Origin of the sequence: Bacteroides sp. 11BF (assembly GCF_019633765.1) — a bacterium.
In the GTDB taxonomy this organism is placed as follows: Bacteria; Bacteroidota; Bacteroidia; order Bacteroidales; family Bacteroidaceae; genus Bacteroides; species Bacteroides hominis.
On record NZ_JAFKPJ010000021.1, the window covers coordinates 47,138 to 65,799 of the forward strand.

Here is an 18,662-nt window from a genome sequence, read left to right on the forward strand (position 1 = left end):
GAATAAGCTATGAAACTTTTTTATTTGAACGAACACAAGTCTTGTTACAATTATGCGAGATGTGTGCAAGAAGGGTTCCAGTACTATACATTTGATAAGGGACTGGAACACGAGGAAGAGTTGCAGAATGACTGCATACTGTTTGTACTGAAGGGAAGCCTTCGCCTTTCGTGTAACGAATTTCAATTTACGATTTCAGAGGGGCAAATGGTCTTTGTTTGTCGTGAGAGTCTGTTCAGCACCTACTCGTTGGAAAAATGTGAGGTTGTGGTTGCCCTGTTCGAGGGCGGTATTTGGCCTTGTCAGAAGGTCTCCTTTTCAGAACTGTTCCATTTGAGGGATGTTGTCGAATATCGTATGGAACCTCTTGAGATTAAGGATCGGTTATACAGATTTCTTGAACTCCTTGAGTGTTATCTGAAAGATGGGGCGAACTGTATCCATTTTCATGAGATAAAAATTAAGGAGCTTTTCTGGAGTATGCGTTTTTACTATTCTAAGCAGGAATTGGCAGGTTTCTTCTACATGATTATAGGTCGCTCTCAGGACTTTAGAAACAAGGTCCTGAATAATTACAAAAGGTGTAAAACAGTGAAAGAACTGGCATCGACCTGCGGGATTTCCCTGTCCGCTTTCAAGAGACAGTTTTTGGCAGAATTCGGGAAAACACCGTCTGTATGGATGGAGGAACAGTTAGTGCGAGAAATCAAGTATAAACTTTCGGTTACAGACATACCACTCGGAAGTATTGTCTATGAACTGAACTTTTCATCTTTAGCGCATTTCTCTAGATTTTGTAAGAGATGCTTGGGATGTTCTCCAAAAGAATGGAGAGAGCAGATAAAAAGTGAGTCGAAAACACCTTAAGTAGATAGTAGTAAGTGATTGGTAAATGATAGAGCCAAAATGAGAATAGTTATGTGTGTTGTTTTATTTATTATAAAAACTAAAGAATCTATTCGCTCTAATATTTTTTATACCGTCTCAGACGGCGAGTAATCTGAATTTCACACTATCATAAGATTTCTTTTGTGCTTTGGACTTACTTAAAAGAGGTTACAACAATGAGTATTCTTTATTTTCCGATTGTCTTTTCACTTTTTCTTGTATATTCTGTTTCATATTCCTTTTGGGAATTCCTGCTTACATAACAAGTCGATTAGCGACAATTAAAATAAAATCTGCTATTTTATTAGTATAGAATGATTCAGGTCCTTCAGAAATATCCTTTGTGTGTATTTGTATCTTAAAACTCGGTGATAATAGAAAACTTTGTCAACTCTAAAAGTCAAAGTATACCCGTGTGACTACATCAAACTAACGTTGAAGCAATCGGCAAGAAGTGTAAAATCACAGAGTTAAGAGAGGTTTTACAGCTCTTAGAGAAAGAGTTAAAAACAGATCTATTGATTAATAGCTTATGAAAAATTATATTTTATCCTGTAAGTGTGGCATGGGTATGGTGTTTTTCTCTAATGATAGCTTAATAGAATTAATGTCAGTAACCTGGCAGGAGCGGATTTAATGTGTGAATGGCGTAATTATTAACGTCAACAGAATATCCTTGTAAATGGAATCTGTAGCTTCACCACCATAACTACGAAATATCCACTGTGCCATTGTAGCTGTTTTTCATATCGAAAAACACTTGTAGAGTTTAGGCAACCGAAAATTTAGATTATCGTTATTGCAACTGGTAAATCCTGCTATATAAAAGAATAGTACTGCTATTCTTAACAACAGTTCTTTGATTTTCATTGCACTATTGATTAGTCACTTTCTTTAACTTATTATATAATTCATTGCCCTATTATTAATGCCAAACCGTTGTGTAATTCGACAAAATCCCTAACTAAATATACTTTTTTAGGAATATGATTGTTCCTTAAATCATAATGGTAAAAGAAAGAGCTGAAATGGAAATGGTGGATTTTGCAAAAACACCAATATTTGCAAGACAATTAAAACATAAAGCCTTATGAAGAAAATTTTTGTGAGTTTGTTTTTGGCAGGTATTGTTGTGTGTCATACAAATGCCCAGACTGCTGTAGAAGGTAACAAGTTCCTGGACAATTGGTCCATCGGCATCAGTGCGGGAGGGACAACCCCGTTGACACATTACTCTTTCTTTGGAAACTTGCGCCCAATTACGGGGATAGAATTGAATAAACAATTGACACCGGTTTTCGGTTTCGGCCTGGAGGCAGTTGGGAGCTTTAACACTTCACAAAGCAGGACCGCTTTCGACCGTTCCAATGTCAGCCTGTTGGGGCTGGTGAACCTAAACAATCTCCTTGGAACCTATACGGGAGTTCCCAGACCCTTTGAAATCGAAGCTGTGGCTGGGATTGGATGGTTGCATTATTACATGAACCGGAGAGTGGGTTCCGATCAGAACAGCATGTCAACAAAACTGGGACTGAATTTTAATTTCAATCTGGGAGAGAGCAAGGCATGGACATTGGCCCTTAAACCGGCTTTGGTCTATGACATGAACGCTATGGGGGCTGAAGCCGTGAGTTTCCATTCTAAACGGGCCGTATGGGAAATATCTGCTGGACTGAAGTATCACTTTGGGTGCAGCAACGGGAAACATTACTTTACAAAGGTGAAACCCTACGACCAGCAGGAGGTAGATATCCTGAATGAGAAAATCAACGAACTTCATTCACAAGTCGGGAAAAATACCGAAGCGTTGGAGGAAGCAGCCCGGAAAGTGACGGAACTGAAAACTGCGCTGGACAAATGCCGGAATCAAGAGCCGAAAATTGTGAAAGATACCATTGACAATAGCAGGAAGACATTGGAATCCGTCATAACTTTCCGTCAGGGCAGGACAACCGTTGACAACTCCCAACTCCCGAACGTCGAACGTATTGCGACTTATTTAAAGAACCACAAGGAAGCAAGCGTGGTCATCAAAGGATATGCTTCCCCTGAGGGAAGCGTGGAAGTTAACGATCGAATCGCCCGACAAAGAGCGGAGATCGTGAAAAAAATGCTGGTGAACAAGTATGGAATTGCAGAAGAACGGATTGTGGCCGAAGGTCAGGGAGTAGGAAATATGTTTGAGGAGCCTGACTGGAACCGGGTAAGTATCTGTACGATCAACGCGAGAACGGAATCACGCAACCGCTGAATGCTGCTCGGGAAATAACTGGGAAAGTGCAGTCACATGAACTGAATGTATTGACTGTATTTAATTCCACATGTAATTTGAAATGTTATGAACAGGTATGTGTTTGAGATGATCGGGGTGTCCGGCTGTCATATAAACCCAGCGATCACGCTGGGTGTGTACTGCTCGGAAGGAAAAGAAGGAAGGTGGCAAATTGGCAGACTTGGCCTCGGGTTGACACTTGTCCTCGTGCATATCGTGTGTATTCATAGTGACAAACAGCGATGATAGAAAGGGGATGACTGGAGAATGTGCTTTTTCTGTCATTCCTCTTTGTTTGATACATTAACAACTAAAATCAAGATATGTCAAAAAGTAGTTTTTTACAAGATTTCAAGGTGTTTGCTATGCGCGGAAACGTGGTAGACATGGCCGTGGGTATAATCATAGGTGGTGCCTTCGGGAAAATAATCTCTTCAATGGTGGCGGATATCATCATGCCCCCCATAGGACTGCTGGTGGGCGGGACCAATTTCTCGGAACTGAGATGGGAGTTGGAGCCTGCCCGGGTGGTCAACGGGGTTGAACGGGCGGCTGTCACGATAAACTATGGAAACTTTATCCAGACCATGCTGGATTTTGTAATTATCGCTTTTGCCATTTTCCTGTTTATCCGCCTGCTTTCCAACCTCAGGCGTAAGAAGGAAGAGGCTCCCTTGCCTCCACCTGCCCCGAGCAATGAGGAAAAGCTGCTTTCAGAAATACGTGACCTGATAAAGAAACAATAACCGTTTGTTCAAACGGTATTAACGATATCGGGCAGGGACATGCCTGAGGAACGGACTGCTCCTTGGTGGTGGGGATTTTCCCCTGCTCCTAAACGACAGAAATAGTACGAACATTAAAACTGTAATATGACTAAGGCTGATATTATAAACCGGATCTCCGAAGAGCAGGGGATTGACCGTAAGACTGTTGCTCTGGTAATCGAGGGTTTTATGAAATGCGTGAAGGATGCACTCGGCAGGCGCAGAATATCCAACAGCATATAACCATATGCATCCCGACTCGCAAGGTCCCCCATTTTAAACCCTCGGAATCTTTCCTATCTTGCCGGGAAGGAGATAATCGAAAATAGGTCGGTCGGAAATCGCTATCTTTTGTTGTTAGGGGGAGATTTGATATGATACATGGGGTTTTATCAATCACGTTTCACTCCTATTTTCCCGCGCTCGAAAGGTATAGATGCGAATCTTCATCACGGCAGCAATTTCTTATGTATTTGGGGGTTCCAGCAAAATATATTTGGGAAATCTTCCACAAAGGTTAGTAAAACTAATAAAATAGCCTACACATATAGAAATGATAAACAATAGAGCTGAAGTGGAAATAATAAGACGAGTCATAGATCTTAATTTTGTACCGTAATTAAAAAGAAGAGGATTATGCCACTCCATACGCATAAGAAATGTTTTAGATTTTTTCCCTGGAAGTTGCATTCCCGTTAATGCTTGTTATGTAAAAATAGTCCTTGTCTGTCCTCTTTTAATAAACAATGAAAATAAATGAATAATAGTATGATGAAACAGATTTTTCTTCTGGTATTTTTGCTTTGTTCGGTAGGGGCCTTTTCGCAAAAGGTCTCCATTAAGAACAATCTGGCGTATGACGCCTTGAAGACTCCGAACCTCTCCCTTGAGTTCTCAATGGGAAGGAAATGGACGCTTGACACCCAGGTGGGTATGAATTTCTTTTTTTATACGAAAGATGCCACCTCCTCCCGGTATAAGACAAAAAAGCTCAGCCATTGGCTGGTACAGCCCGAGCTCCGTTACTGGACGTGTGACGTTTTCAACGGTTGGTTCTTCGGATTGCATGCGCATGGCGGGCAGATGAACATAGGTGGCATTGACGTGCCTTTCGTCCTCCAAAAAGGGGATGGAAAAATGAAGGACCACCGCTACGAGGGCTATTTCTGGGGAGGCGGGTTGAGTGCTGGTTACCAGTGGGTGATTTCCAACCGTTTCAATATCGAGGCCTCTTTTGGAGTAGGTTATGTGCATACCCGTTATGATAAGTACAAGTGCACGACCTGCGGGAAAAAGGAGGGAAAGGGGGATGCTGACTATATCGGTCCCACCAGAGCGGCAATTTCCATTATTTATATGTTGAAATAGTTGATTTGCGTACCCGAGTTTTTATTCTTTTACACTAAAAAGTATATTATGAAATCGTTACAATATTACAAGAAGCAGATTTTTATTATTGGTTGCTTGGGGGTGTTTCCCCTGTTGACCTTTGCCCAGAAAACTTTATCGTTAGATGGTGGCTTGTATTGGGATTATTCCGGAAGCCGTGTAGAGAGACGTATGGATGGGAATAAACTGGATATAGAATTCTCAATAGGGCTTGTCGAAAAGTTGAAAAGCCAGCAAATGATGTGTATTTCTCCTCGCTTTGTTTCAGTGGATGGTACAAAAAGTGTGGAGTTGAAGCCTATATGTATTTCCGGTCAAAAGAGGTATAAGGTCATTAAACGTCGCAAGACCCTGCATAATCTGAAAAGTGACCAGCTTGGCTACGGAGAGGTATATTCAGTCAAGAAGTTGAAAGAAACACCTCTGACGTTCAAAAGCAGTTTTCCTTTTGAAAGATGGATGGCTGACGGTCATCTTGTTGTGGATGAAAAGTTATATGGCTGTGCCGAATGTGGTGTGAGTGAGAATGAAGGTGTTGTGTTTCAAGCTGGCATTCCACTTTTTGGATCGAAGGATTATGCCTACAACTTCATTGAACCGGAGAAAGTGCTGGTCAAGTGCTACAAGGACTCCTTTGACTGCAAGGTGGTCTTTCCCGTGGCACGTCACGACCTGCAGGAGCAGTTTGCCGGCAACGCTCAGGAGCTTGACAGACTGAAGGGGTTCCTTTCGGAGAACCTGAACATTCAGGGAACGGAACTCAAGGAGGTGAATATAAAAGGCTATGCCTCTCCTGAAGGAGGTTTCGACTACAACAAATCCCTCGCACAACGACGGACTCAAACCCTTTCAGAATATATTTCCAGTCAATACCCCGCCTTGAAAAAAGCATCGGTTTATCGTACCGAAGGTGTCGGGGAGGACTGGGAGGGCCTTAAGGCGGCGGTCAGCAGCTCCACTCTTGCCAACAAAGAAGAAATCCTTTTTATCATCGAACATAACGGGCGTGATACCGAACGCGAGACAGCCATCCGCGCTCTGGATGACGGCAGAAGCTATCAGGTGCTCTTGAAAGAGTTCTACCCGTCCCTGCGACGCACAACCTTCAGTCTCAGTTTTGACGTGAGACCCTATACGGTGGAGGAACTTCCTGGAATTTTTGAGATGAAACCCGAGTGTCTCAGCCAGTACGAGATGTACCAGCTGGCCGGACTGTATGCTTCCCAAGGTGAGAATCCTCTACCGGTGTACAAGAAGGCATACGAACAGTTCCCGGATGACACCGTGGCAATCCTTAACTATGCCAACGCTCTGTTGAAGTACGGGAAGGATGCGGACGGTGCGTTGCGGGTATTGGAGGCGGTGAAGAATGACAGCCGTGCCCTTTTCCCCATGGCTGTCGCCTATAACATGAAGGGTGACTGGAGACAGGCGGAAGAATTGCTGAAGAAAGCCGGTGTGAGCGGTGGCTCCATGCAAAAACTTTCCGAATAGCCGAAGGACGAGAAAATAAACAAGGGATACAGATGTAACTCAGATATATATAGTATTAGTATTTTAAATTTAAAAACAATTCAAATCATGAAAGTAATGAAGTATTTTGCAGTGGCTTCGCTGGCGTTGTTTGCTGCATGTAGCAATGAAGAAAATCTGGTTGTACCGGAGGGTGCTAATCAGCCGGTTGATGTGATGATGTCAGTAGCATTGCCCGGTCCCGGGACACGTGCCGTCATGGGCGATTTGCAGGACACTGCCAACAATGGTGATCCGGCAACGGTTGAAAAACTGCATGTGTACTTGTTAAATGGAGATAGTATTGTCTTTGCGAAAGAGTTTGCGAAGGGGTCTGATGATTTTAACAAGCTGACTTCAACTATCGCTGTGGGAGCCGGTGAAGCGACAGGAGGTTATAAATTCCTTAACGTGGACAAAGGTGCAACAAAAGCTCTTGTTATTGCAAACCCTCAAGGAGCGTTGGTTGAGAACAAACCTGTGTCTGATATTAGCAAACAACTGTTGAAGGCAAAAATTAATGAAGTGATTTATGCTGGTTCCGAAGTACTTACCACTGTTGGAGCTGAACCTTATGGTGTCAGTCCTCAGCAGGATAAGCGTACTGTTAAGAAAGCGGAACTTACCTTGGCTGCCAGCATGAACCGCTTCCAAGTGACTGGAACCAAATTTATCAAAGTTACTTGGAAAGACGGAAAAAAGGCTGAGGCAGAACTGTGGTGCAAGACATGGCTGGGTAAGGCTGAAAACAACGGAAAAACCAGTGATGATGCATGGACGGCTTTCAAGGCTGCTGCCGATGGCTTCAATAAGGAAGTGTGGGATGGTAAGTCTGACCTTAGCAAGAAAGCCGCTTTGAGCAAATGGTTGCAGGTTGTTGACGTGACCTCTGCGAACCAGGGTATCCTGATGAACCGTTTCAGTAGAACGCTTTCTATTCCTGCACTTACAGTGGAAGAAGAGGCAAACTGGTTCTGGGCCAAGACTTATGCAGGTGACAGATATAATTTTACCAATGGAACATTCAAACCTGATGGCAAGACAGACCTGTCCGATGTATCTTCCTACTTTACAGCAACTGCCTTTGATTTCGGAGCAGGTAAAAAAGCTGCGGCATTTAACTTTTTCGCAAATGGAATTACCGGTTACGGAAAGACTAATAATGCTCCCAAACTTGCTTTCGTTTTCAAAACAGGTGATGCGGGCGTATCTGCAGACAGACGTTTTGTAGTTATATCCGGTTATGCGAAGACAGAAGGTGCGACAGACGGTACGACTGATGTTCCGGCCGGTAAGGGTGGTTACCTGATTAATCTGAATCTTAGCACATTGAACAACGGACAAGGTATCCTGGTGGATACAGATCCGACCATTCCGGAAGGAGTGACTCCCGAACCGGGCGGTCAGGAAGATTTGGAAGATGAAAATGTGAATGTTATTGTTCGTGTTCAAGTACAAGCTTGGACTGCTGTGAACGTATTCCCTATCCTTGACTGATAATAGATAGGAGAGTAATAGCCACTTGCCGGAGCGGTTCTCCCGTGTTGGCTCTGACAGGTCAATACCGGATCCGCCTGTACTCTCGGGGAGGGGAAAGGTTATCCCCTCCCTTTTTTATTATTCCCGGGAGAAGTATATGTTATCTATTCGGGGAAGTTATCTGTATTGAATTATAATAATTAGTATAAAGTATGAACATAAGATACATACCCACTTGGCTGGGGCTACTACTCACTTTATATCTCGTGACCGCCTGTGATCGGGTATATGACGATTTGAGCGGCTGTCTTGGCAACACGATTGTCTTTTCCTATCTGGCTGATGACAATCAGGAACATCTACAGGAATATGTGGATGGTATTGATGTCTTTATTTTTGATGCCAAAGGCGAAGTTCTTGTAGAAAGGCATCACTTGGAGAGGGAACGGTTACTTTCACCGCTGGAGGTCACGCTTCCGGAAGGGGATTATAAAGTGGTGGCCGTAGGCAACGCTTTGACAGAAACGATTATTGGTAAAGAGGACAGCTACAAAGGTTCGTCGGTTTCCCGCCCCGAACTTATGGAAAAGGACGGACGGGCATCCGGTACGTTTGACAGGTTATACCTGGGAGAAACAGCTATTACATCTAAAGTTATGAACGAGTCCCGTGACGTAGTTCGCCTTTATTCCCAGCATGTGAAAATCCATGCGGTAGTCCTTTCCGATGATGATAACAATTCGCAGACTTGGTTTGAGCAGAACAAGGAGGCAGGTTTTCGCCTGACAATGGAATCACTTTCCGCACGTTTCTATCTTTCCGGACAGCGGGCTGGTGAAACTTCTTTTGACCTTCCGTTTGTCACAGGCGAGGAGAATGATCGCTTCGTGCTTGACTTCAATACCCTGCGCTTTGATGACAAGGACCCGTTAACGATCCGTCTTATGCAGGGTGACAAGGTTCTTTGTACTGTAGATGTGGCACAATATATCGCACAATATCCCGAGCAGATATGGATAACGGGACGGCAAGAAGCGGTTCTTCCACTGTTTTTCCGCCAGAATCCCCTCTCACTGAGTATAAGTGTAAAACCATGGGAAGCTGTTGATGTGGTTCCTATAACTGATTGATTAATATTATGTTGAAAAATATTAAATATATTCGTATGATGAAGGCTGTGAGGTATTCTATGATAACGATGTCATTGGTCCTTTGCTTTATTTCGGTATCCTGCCAGAAGGAAGATACTGTTTCGGAACAGTTTTCCGATGAGGATGCTGTGACTGTCAGACTAAATCTTACAACCAGAGGTGTTGAAACCGGTGACAGCGATCTGCTGGATGAACTTTCCTCTGATCCTTTTCAGTGGTTTAAGACCGGTACGCTGTTTCCTCAAGCTCCCGCCCAGCCAAGGATAGCACTTATGATCTTTAACAGAGATTTGAACCGGTATGTGTATAATCAACTGCTTCCCTTCAATTCAACCGGGGTGGACGGACAATATCAGATCAATATACGTATTCCTAAGGGGGAAACCGAGTTTTATGCATTGTATGCTCCTAACCAGACAGGAAAGGATCTACCTTATTATACTCCTGAAGGCAATCTTCAGAATAAGATTCCATGGGACTTCTTAGGATCTGGTACGGAGGAAATCTCCAAAGAGGAATTTGCAGGTGCTGCTTTTCCTGCTATTATTAAGGAACAGCAGGATGGAAGTTTGGGATTACCTGTGAATAATCCTTATGACGGTGTAACTCCTTCTCCTGCAGATGAAAAGATTATTGACTGGAAAGGAACTTCTGTTGTCGCTTGGGCAGATTTGCCCGGCGTGTCTAACAGACTACATTTGAGTTTGCTTTCGGGGAAAACGGTGGCATCTGTTCTGCCCGCATCAGGAAAGCTGGCGCAAGAGATAACAGTTCCCCTATTCCGTGATTTTGCCCGTATCAGAGTATATATAGCAAGCGCACCCCGTTACGGTCAGGTTACGTATAATTACCAAGGGATTTCCTTTTTGAACTTTCCTGTATTGATGTCTCCCTCTTTCAGGGAAAATGATTCCGAGAAAACTCAGCTGGCCGCCTCCACCCCAGGAACAGGAAAGGCTATGGAACATACAGGTACATATTCTTATGGGGTAAAAAATGAAGGAGCACAATTGACTGTATACGAGGCTCCCCTTACTGCCGAGGGAGAGATTGATTATGTGGCAATGGAAGCTCGATTATACGAACAGTTTGTTGTGCCCCAGTATCTGGCTCCTTATATTCCGGAAAGTAATTCCTGGCAGAAAAAGCAAAATCACCCGAAAATACAGTTGACATTGGATTATTTTACAGGAGGAGATGAATCACAAACAAAAACGAGGACTTTCCTGCTTGATGTTGGTGAGGAGACTTCTCCCGGAGTATATTCCGGTCCTATTTATCCGAATCGGGATTATAAAGTATTCATAGTCCTGCCGGAATCTTCAGATAAAGAGATTATTTACCGGGTTGAGCCTTGGAATAGTAAAAAGGTAGATCTTCCTCCATTCCAATGATGTATACGAGAATTTATCACGATAATTTTTATTATTTATGAAACGATACAAGCTGAAAATAACTTATTTTATTCTGCTGTTACTGTCCCTCTTTGCATCCTGTACGGATGAAGAAATTTTTCAAGGGAGCGGTGTCACGGAGGGAGTTCCCACGACGGTGGACATAAGTGTCGGTACGGCAGCTAATACGGCCAAGACACGTTCCGTCTTACTGGAAAGTGAAGAGAGAAAAATCTATAACCTTTACCTGTGGGTTTTCAATTCTTCCGGTAACGTGGAATACTCACGTGAATATTCAAGAGCCGATCTTATTCAGGCTGCAACTGATCTTACAACATCCACAGGTGAAGTGGATGCAGATGCGCCCACCAGCATGGGATTATTGAAAAATATCAGTCTTACAACAGGGAAAAAGACACTGTTTCTTCTGGGGAACTATAAATCGGACGCTGACGGGTTGTTTCATGTGGAGCCTGAAGTATTAAACGGGATTTCAAAATATTCAGACCTGGAAAAAGTAAGAGCGGCCATGACTGTTCATACCCTGTTTCGTCCGAATGGTAACTTATTGATGTCGCTAACCCAAACAGTAACGGTTTCTACCGCTACAAAACAGATCGAAGTCTCCTTAAAACGCTCGGAAGCCAAAATCACGTTGAACCTGCAAACAATTGCCGGACTCACATTTGAGCCTGGAACATATCGTCTTGGTAATGTGCCGGGATCGACCTTCATTGCGGAACATGCAAAAGGAGCTGATCAGACTGCTTCATGGGATGCTGACGGGGTGGACAAAAAATTATACTGGGTCTCGGAATATTTCCAGTTCGAGGGTGATGCCGACAATCTCACCACTTCATTCTATATGCCCGAAAACCGAAAGGTTGCAAAGAAGGCTATTTCCCCGGCTTCCCCCGGTTATAGTGCGGAAAGGAAGGGGTATGACCTGAGGCAGAAGCAACTGAAGTCTCCCGTTGCAGGTGCAACTGACAAACCTAATCTGCAAAACGGTGAGACGGAATATGCCCCGGATCTGGCTCCCTATATTGAATTTACAGGTGAGTTACGTCAGAATCTTGCAACCGGTGATACTTCTACCGAACGTTTCGGAAGGGTGACTTACCGCATTTATCTGGGATATACGGCAGAAAATGATCCGGCCAATGATTATGATATAGAACGTAACGTACATTATACCTATAATGTGACCATTAAAGGCATGAATGATCTGGTTGTAGAAGCAAAATCGGACAAGGCAAAAGAGGAGGAATCTGCTCCTGGAGTAGAGGGACTGGTGTATGACGCACACCGGTCATTCAATTTTGACTGTCATTATGAACAGGGGCTGATGCGTTTTAAGAAAGATGAACTTGCCATCTTCAACCCGGATGGTACTCTGAAAGATGACGCCATGATTTCTTTTGCTATACGCACACCGTTCTGTGACAAGATTATCTCTTATACGAAAGCGGAATTGGAACAGTTGAAGAATAACAATTATATTCCTTCTAAAGAAAAAAAGGCTGATACGGACTGGCTCAAATTCTATATCCATCCAAGCACTCTGGCCGACAATGGAAACGAGGATATGCAATATTTCTCCGATACGGGTGCTAATCTGCTTTCGCTGGAGCAGTTCCTTTACAGGCTGATGAATGAACCTGATTATGTATTCAATGCGGCTTCGGGGCTTTGTAAAGTAACTGTTTATGCCAATGAATTTTTTTACGAACAAAATCCTATGCAGGAGAATGCTCCCAAGGATAAAAATTTGTGGAAAACCTTTGCCAACTCCCCGGATCGTACGTTTGATTTGCTGGTGAACACGTCGCATGAAATTTCTCCTGACGGACAGTCACGCTATCATCAAGCCATTGTTACTATTCGGCAAATGTCCATAAAAACGGTGTTTGTCAACAGTCCTGACGGTATGCGCGTTTGGGGCGTGGAGAATGTGAATGAAACCCCTGATTTGGATTGGTCGGTAAGAGCTCCCAGTGAACCGGATGCTTTTTATAATAAATACTATTCCAATGGTTGGGCAAACACATGGTCTTTGATGAGCAGGCGTACCGGAGGATTAACTGATAATATAATGCCTGATCCTATGCTTAGAGGAAAAGAGAAAACTTTATGGCAAGTTATGACAAAGGTCAATAATGCGAAGTTGACACTAAGTATGGATCACACTAACCTGGCCATGAAGAATTATCATGCTACATATGCCTGCTTCACCCCGTTCTTGCGAAACAGGGACAACAACCGTGACGGACAGATGCAAGCGAATGAAATGCAATGGTATATTCCTTCTGTTTGTGAAACAAACATGTTGTATGTGGCAGAGCGGGTATTGCCGTTAAAGAGCAGGCTTGTTGGGCACGCTCCGTCGGATAATGCTACAGCATTATTCACCTCAAGAGCTTTTATGGGAAGTACCAACTTGACATTGAACAGCCCTAATACTATTATCTTTGTAGAAGAATCGCATAGTATGACTCCTATATATAATTTTGATTACCAGAAAACGGCAAGTCCTGGAGAAAGAACTCCTTTTTCGGATGTGAGACTGATCAGGGATCTGGGAATCTTGGAAACCTCGGAGGATCATAGTTATCATCTTGATGAAATAGCTAAGGAACTCAGTAAGACACTGATCAACAAATGGACAGAGGATGAGTATCTGATTTTCAGGGCTGACAATTTACCTTCCAACACTACCAGATCTGCAAGGGCTATTTATGAACTTCCGGCACATAACGAGACCTCACAGATTAATACGATTTATCAGAAAGGATTCGAAGTTGCCAAATATATAGCCAATAGAATAGACAAGCGGAAGGATTTGGATAATCCGAACAGGAGTGGTGAATATTACTACGAAACTTGGACTACCTTGATGAACGATATAGAGAAAGGAAACTCTCCGTGTACTTATTATTTTCAGAATCCGGATCAGAGCGATTTGGGAACATGGCGCTTACCCAATGAAGCCGAACTGATGATAATGGCCGGAAGTCTGTTTGACTGGGATGACCGTGAGAGACCTAAAGTCTATGACTTTGGTGGAAATTTATCTTCTTTGAATATGAAAGATGGACAAGTTATTCATTCTCGGACAGGATTTTCCAGACGGGATATGAACGGAGGAAGATCATTTAGTGCCGGCTATCAGATGTATTTTGATGGTTATCTCAGGTTTGTTACGACTGTAGACACGCAGTGGGGAGGTGACAAAAATAGGCTTGTGAATGATAGGAACGGATATGTGCGTTGTGTGCGTGATCTTAAATAGAAAGAATCCATTTATGGCTCTTTGAATTTATAGCAGAGAAAGATGTTTTTTATCTTTCTCTGCTATTTTTTTATACAAATACATGTAATATTGAAGATGCTAAAATGTGAAAACGTCATTAATATATGCTTTGGGGGGCAATGAATGTGATAATTATACTTGGGGCACAAAATCATTTCAGGCTATGTTGAAGTATGTAAATCTGGAAATAAGTCTTTTGGATTTATTAAATCTATCAGCTCCAGAAAATTTAAAGATAACAATAGTAGAATTTTATAACAAGGTGGCAAAACTGTGTAAGCTAAAAGATGTGAAATGATTTTCCCCTTTTAGAGAAATATTCTTTTATTTTTAAAGCTGTGGAAGTGTTGAAGTTTTCTCTTGTACATAGACGTGAATAGAAATAGTAAGTTAAGCCCGAAACTCCTTTTCTTAATCCGAGGTCAGTCAAAGACTTTTGTTCAATGACTGAATATACAGCGGAGTCTATTTGATGTAGTATTTCATCACTATTGCCTTCGATCAGTTTCTTTTGCAGTAAATATTCGATTCCCGTTCCAATGCCACATAACCCATTCTCGTAAGTGATAGGAACAGCCAGAGAGCAGTGGTCTATTATCTTGTTTAGTAAATGATCTGCTGCCTTCTCTAATTCTGTATCGTTCGTTTTTTGGCTTAATTGAAAAAGCTCAATCGTTCGTTCCATCCACCTTGATAAAAGTCGATCTTTGATTTTGTTCATAGAGCTATTGTATTTGCAATATAGCTCTTTTAATACTTGCCAAGTGTACTCTTGATGCCATGGCTTTATACTTCCGGTATAATGAATGATGATGATGCCGGATAACATTTCAGGGGTATGCAAAGTTTCACTGGTAGTGAAATTATAGATATTGGGAATCAGCTTTATTTTGCCTTTATATAGAGGTACAGCAATGGTCAATGTATTCTTCATTGATTGCAAAGAAGATTGGTATTGTGGTTTTCATGCTTGTGTGGTTAAAAAGGATTATTTGTCAGAGGCAAAGGTATCAGTTTTTTAGATATATTTCTGTTTATAAGGATTATTTCTATAGGTATATGACGTTCGGTATAAAAAAAGGCTACGTTCGGTACATTTTTTCTGATAATATTTGGATATGAAGTAAGGTGGACATACCTTGCAAACAAATCTAATAAAGATATGGATTCACAACTACAACAAATAGCTCAATATTTAGAGTGTAGGAAATCATTAGAGGTTCATTGTTTTAAACTTTTAGAGCAAGAGTTATGAAGACGGTGTGCATATACGATGATTATTCTATATCATCCGGAAGTGGAGTGGGGACCTTCTTAAAGGATTTTGCACAATGTGCTACGCAATGGAAAGATACGCATATCTGCATGATTATGTTTCGCACTAATGTAGAGGAATTTAGTATCTGTATGCGTGGGGAGTTAGAATATTTTCTATTCCCTAAAACATTTTGTGTCAATCCCTTCGAAGAATGTGAAGAGATTTGTTCATTGCTGAAACAATATATTCCAGATTCAGATAATACTTTTTTTCTATTTAACTATGTTCCTTGTGATAAGTTGATGCGCATGACACGCAACTATTTTTCACTGTCGAAACAAATTTGTGTTATACATGAATTTAGTTGGACTACTCCATTGCTGGGTGATGTTACATTATTCAGGAAATTGATATCTAAGACGAAAGAAAAGATTTCTTTCTGTTATAAGGGGATAATAGAATTATATCGACGTGAAGCAGAACAATGTCAAATGGCTGACCGGGTGGTTTGCCTGTCAGAAGATACCTATGATATCTTGTACGAATGTTATCAGGTTTCTAAAGAAAAGATTGCATTAATCTCTCATGGTATGAGAACGATAAGAAAGTCTTTTTCAGAAATGACGAAGCGAAAATGGAAACAAAAATATTATTTGAATCCTGATGAAAAGTTAATCGTAATGGTAGGGCGTATCTGCAAATCTAAGGGCATGTTTGCTTATTTGGAGGCTTTTAAGAATGTCTTGAAATATGATTCTAATTGCCGTTTAGTTGTTATTGGAGATCTGTGTAATGCGCCGGATTTATTAGCAGCAGCAGGCGAGGCTGTATCGAAAGTGACATTGACCGGGAGGCTGGACAAGGAACTTCTATCCTATTGGTATCGGATGGCTGACATTGGGGTAATACCTTCATATGCAGAGCAATGCTGCTATGTAGGTCTGGAGATGATGAGCTATGGACTTCCGATAATTGCATCCGATGGTTTTGGGGTGAAGCGTATGTTTCCAGATGGGTTGAATGCTTGCGTTGCTCCTATTGGGGACAGGAGAAATCCAAAGGAGTTTGTACAGAATTTGGTGGATTGCACCTTAAAGTTATTGAGTAATTCGGCAGAACAAAGAAAAATAAAAAATAATGCACGTCGTATTCTGAAGGAGAAGTACAATTTTTCGGAGATGGCAGAACATTATAAGGCCGTTTTTATGGCTTGAGAGTTTTTATAATAATAGTATTTACAATTAATTTTATCTAATCATGAGAAAGTTAAGTGAAATCAAACTGGGGCAGCTTAATAAAGTTGAACTTAGTGAAAGAGAATTAAATCGTCTTTTAGGGGGAAGTAACTGTTGTATCTGTCATGACAGAGGGAGTGCTACTTTTGATGATAACTCCAAAGCTAACGTTAAGGGTGGTGTGAGTGGCTTATTCCCTGGTGATGGTGGTGGCGGTACAGCGGTTGGGCACTTTTAAATAAGTGTTTATTTTCATGTCTGTTTGAATAATGAATTCAATAGCTTTTGGGAACTTGCTTTATAATTATTGATTTACTAGGCTTTATTATTAAAGTGATTTGATATCTATAATTTATAGAGCAGGTTCCTATAATGAAAAAGTATATCCTCTGAATAGATAAATTGTAATGAAATATATATTATTATTGCTGGTAATTACACTATTGGGATGTAGTTCCAATAAAAAACAAGAAATGACATCCAAGTTAAAAATTCCCGTGATTAATCTTTCTAAAAATGTATCGTCTGTACCTTCGCTTCTTTTGAGTGAAGTGGCTGAGAAATTGGAAATTGTTCCTTTGGAGATGACAGATGAATCTGTATTAAGTGACATTACGGAAATGCAAGTAACTGATCATAATATATGGATAGATCATGGACGCGAATTCTATATTTATCGTTTTTCCCGTACGGGAAAATTTCTGAATAGAATAGGGAGTATAGGTCAAGGACCGGGAGAATATGTTAATTATTTAACTTTTCTTGTCGATGAAGATAAAAAAGAAGTATATATTTTTTCCACTAATAACGGTGTTTTAGTATATGATTTTGAGGGTAGGTTTAAAAAGAAAATTTCAGATTTCCAAAATATGGTCGGAATGTTTTCGTCTATATATAAGCAATATATCTTAAATGATCATAAATTTTTTGCTATCCAGAATTTTGGTTTATATAGATCTGTGGATAAAGATTCATTGTGGTCTTTTGTCTCTTTGGACGATAACTTTCAGAAAAAGAAACTGTTTAAAAATCCGGTTCATGTGGGTAAAGAAGAACAGATTATAGCTAATCGTGCCAATATGGATCGGATGGTTAATTATTGGATGGAGTATCTAACCAGTGTGGATACTTACAATGATCAATTGACCCTTAAATATCCGGATACTGATACCATTTATTACTATGATGATGCGATGAATGAACTTCTGCCTCAATATGCAATTTTTGTAGATGAAGAAAAAGGAGATTATGAAGCTACTCATTTATGGTTTAAAGACAGAAAGGCTTTCGACTATTTTTCTATTTTTTCTTATTACCCGACTAAGGATTTTGTTTATCTGATTGGTAGTAAAGGCGAGGAAGTGTATACTTATTGTTACAATAAAAAAGATGGAGGTGTTAGATTGCAGAAGCGACAAAGTGCAATAAATGAGCAGGCTGTACCTTGGTTTAGCTTCCCGTTTCTTGGCATGAAACGTTCTTTTGTACTGAATAATGATCTCTGTGGAGGTGATTTCACTGTTGACAGCCGTTCTTCCGGTAAATACTGGATAGATATATTAGAACCCAGCAGTGATGAAAACTGGATTGATATAGACCAAATAAAATCATCTACTGTAATAGATGAATCCAAGAAAAAGGAGCTAATCCAAGTTTTGGAAAGTGCGACTGAGGATAGCAATCCGATTTTGATGATTGCAACTTTAAAATAATAGAGTAGGTTCCTATGATGGAAGAATATGTGGTTTCTAATAAATAAATTGTGATGAAGTCTATATTATTATTACTAATAATTACGCTATTGGGGTGCAGTTCCAATAAGAAGCAAGAGCCTATATCCAAGTCAGGAGTACCTGTGATTAATCTTTCTGAGGATGTATCCACTGTACTTTCACTTTTGCTGAGTGAATCTGCTGAAAAATTAGAAATTGTTCCTTTGGAAATGACAGATCAATCTATGTTAGGTGAAATAAGACGAATACAAGTAACTGATCATAATATATG

At 41.1% G+C, this 18,662-nt stretch carries 13 protein-coding genes and 2 pseudogenes; 14 read left to right on the forward strand and 1 reads right to left on the reverse strand.

Translation table 11 applies throughout. From position 1 onward, the window contains the following. Positions 1-9 precede the first annotated feature (9 nt). From JZY04_RS18235 to JZY04_RS18285, 10 genes are all read left to right on the forward strand, one after another. Positions 10-867, forward strand: coding sequence for an AraC family transcriptional regulator (locus JZY04_RS18235; protein ID WP_122142286.1), 858 nt, complete (start codon positions 10-12; stop codon positions 865-867). A gap of 1,111 nt (positions 868-1,978) precedes the next feature. Next, positions 1,979-3,139 carry an OmpA family protein gene (locus JZY04_RS18240; RefSeq protein WP_122142285.1) on the forward strand — a complete coding sequence of 387 codons (1,161 nt, stop codon included), beginning with the start codon at positions 1,979-1,981 and terminating at the stop codon, positions 3,137-3,139. A gap of 344 nt (positions 3,140-3,483) precedes the next feature. Then, the gene (gene mscL / locus JZY04_RS18250; RefSeq protein ID WP_122142283.1) at positions 3,484-3,906 is read left to right on the forward strand and encodes a large-conductance mechanosensitive channel protein MscL; all 423 of its coding nucleotides are present in this window, start codon (positions 3,484-3,486) and stop codon (positions 3,904-3,906) included. Between the two features lie 126 nt (positions 3,907-4,032). After that, positions 4,033-4,170, forward strand: a complete 138-nt coding sequence (locus JZY04_RS21355; RefSeq protein WP_250704449.1) for an HU family DNA-binding protein — start codon at positions 4,033-4,035, stop codon at positions 4,168-4,170. 528 nt (positions 4,171-4,698) lie between these two features. Then, a complete protein-coding gene (locus JZY04_RS18260; RefSeq protein WP_122142351.1) occupies positions 4,699-5,295 on the forward strand; it encodes a DUF3575 domain-containing protein in 597 nt (198 codons plus the stop codon). 48 nt (positions 5,296-5,343) lie between these two features. Then, a complete protein-coding gene (locus JZY04_RS18265; RefSeq protein ID WP_122142282.1) occupies positions 5,344-6,810 on the forward strand; it encodes a DUF3868 domain-containing protein in 1,467 nt (488 codons plus the stop codon). Positions 6,811-6,897: 87 nt separating this feature from the next. Beyond that, positions 6,898-8,325 (forward strand): hypothetical protein, encoded by a 1,428-nt coding sequence (locus JZY04_RS18270; protein WP_122142281.1) that lies wholly within the window; start codon positions 6,898-6,900, stop codon positions 8,323-8,325. A 194-nt stretch (positions 8,326-8,519) separates the two neighbouring features. After that, a complete protein-coding gene (locus JZY04_RS18275; RefSeq protein WP_122142280.1) occupies positions 8,520-9,437 on the forward strand; it encodes a FimB/Mfa2 family fimbrial subunit in 918 nt (305 codons plus the stop codon). 8 nt (positions 9,438-9,445) lie between these two features. Next, entirely contained in the window at positions 9,446-10,852 is a 1,407-nt protein-coding gene (locus JZY04_RS18280; protein ID WP_005781886.1) for a DUF5042 domain-containing protein, read from the forward strand. A gap of 37 nt (positions 10,853-10,889) precedes the next feature. Then, positions 10,890-14,144: a fimbrial protein gene (locus tag JZY04_RS18285; RefSeq protein WP_122142279.1), complete on the forward strand. Its 3,255-nt coding sequence runs from the start codon at positions 10,890-10,892 to the stop codon at positions 14,142-14,144. A gap of 337 nt (positions 14,145-14,481) precedes the next feature. Here JZY04_RS18285 and JZY04_RS18290 read toward each other — a convergent pair. After that, positions 14,482-15,063: pseudogene (locus JZY04_RS18290) on the reverse strand (glycosyltransferase family 8 protein); the annotation flags it as partial. Positions 15,064-15,416: 353 nt separating this feature from the next. Here JZY04_RS18290 and JZY04_RS18295 point away from each other — a divergent pair. The 4 genes and pseudogenes from JZY04_RS18295 to JZY04_RS18310 all read left to right on the forward strand — a co-directional run. Then, complete coding sequence (locus tag JZY04_RS18295; protein ID WP_122142277.1) at positions 15,417-16,637, forward strand: TIGR04157 family glycosyltransferase; 1,221 nt, start codon at positions 15,417-15,419, stop codon at positions 16,635-16,637. A gap of 43 nt (positions 16,638-16,680) precedes the next feature. Beyond that, positions 16,681-16,896 (forward strand): TIGR04149 family rSAM-modified RiPP, encoded by a 216-nt coding sequence (locus JZY04_RS18300; protein WP_009293070.1) that lies wholly within the window; start codon positions 16,681-16,683, stop codon positions 16,894-16,896. A gap of 169 nt (positions 16,897-17,065) precedes the next feature. Then, positions 17,066-18,370, forward strand: a complete 1,305-nt coding sequence (locus JZY04_RS18305) for a 6-bladed beta-propeller (protein WP_032534204.1) — start codon at positions 17,066-17,068, stop codon at positions 18,368-18,370. Positions 18,371-18,423: 53 nt separating this feature from the next. Beyond that, a pseudogene (locus tag JZY04_RS18310) lies at positions 18,424-18,662 on the forward strand (6-bladed beta-propeller); the annotation flags it as partial.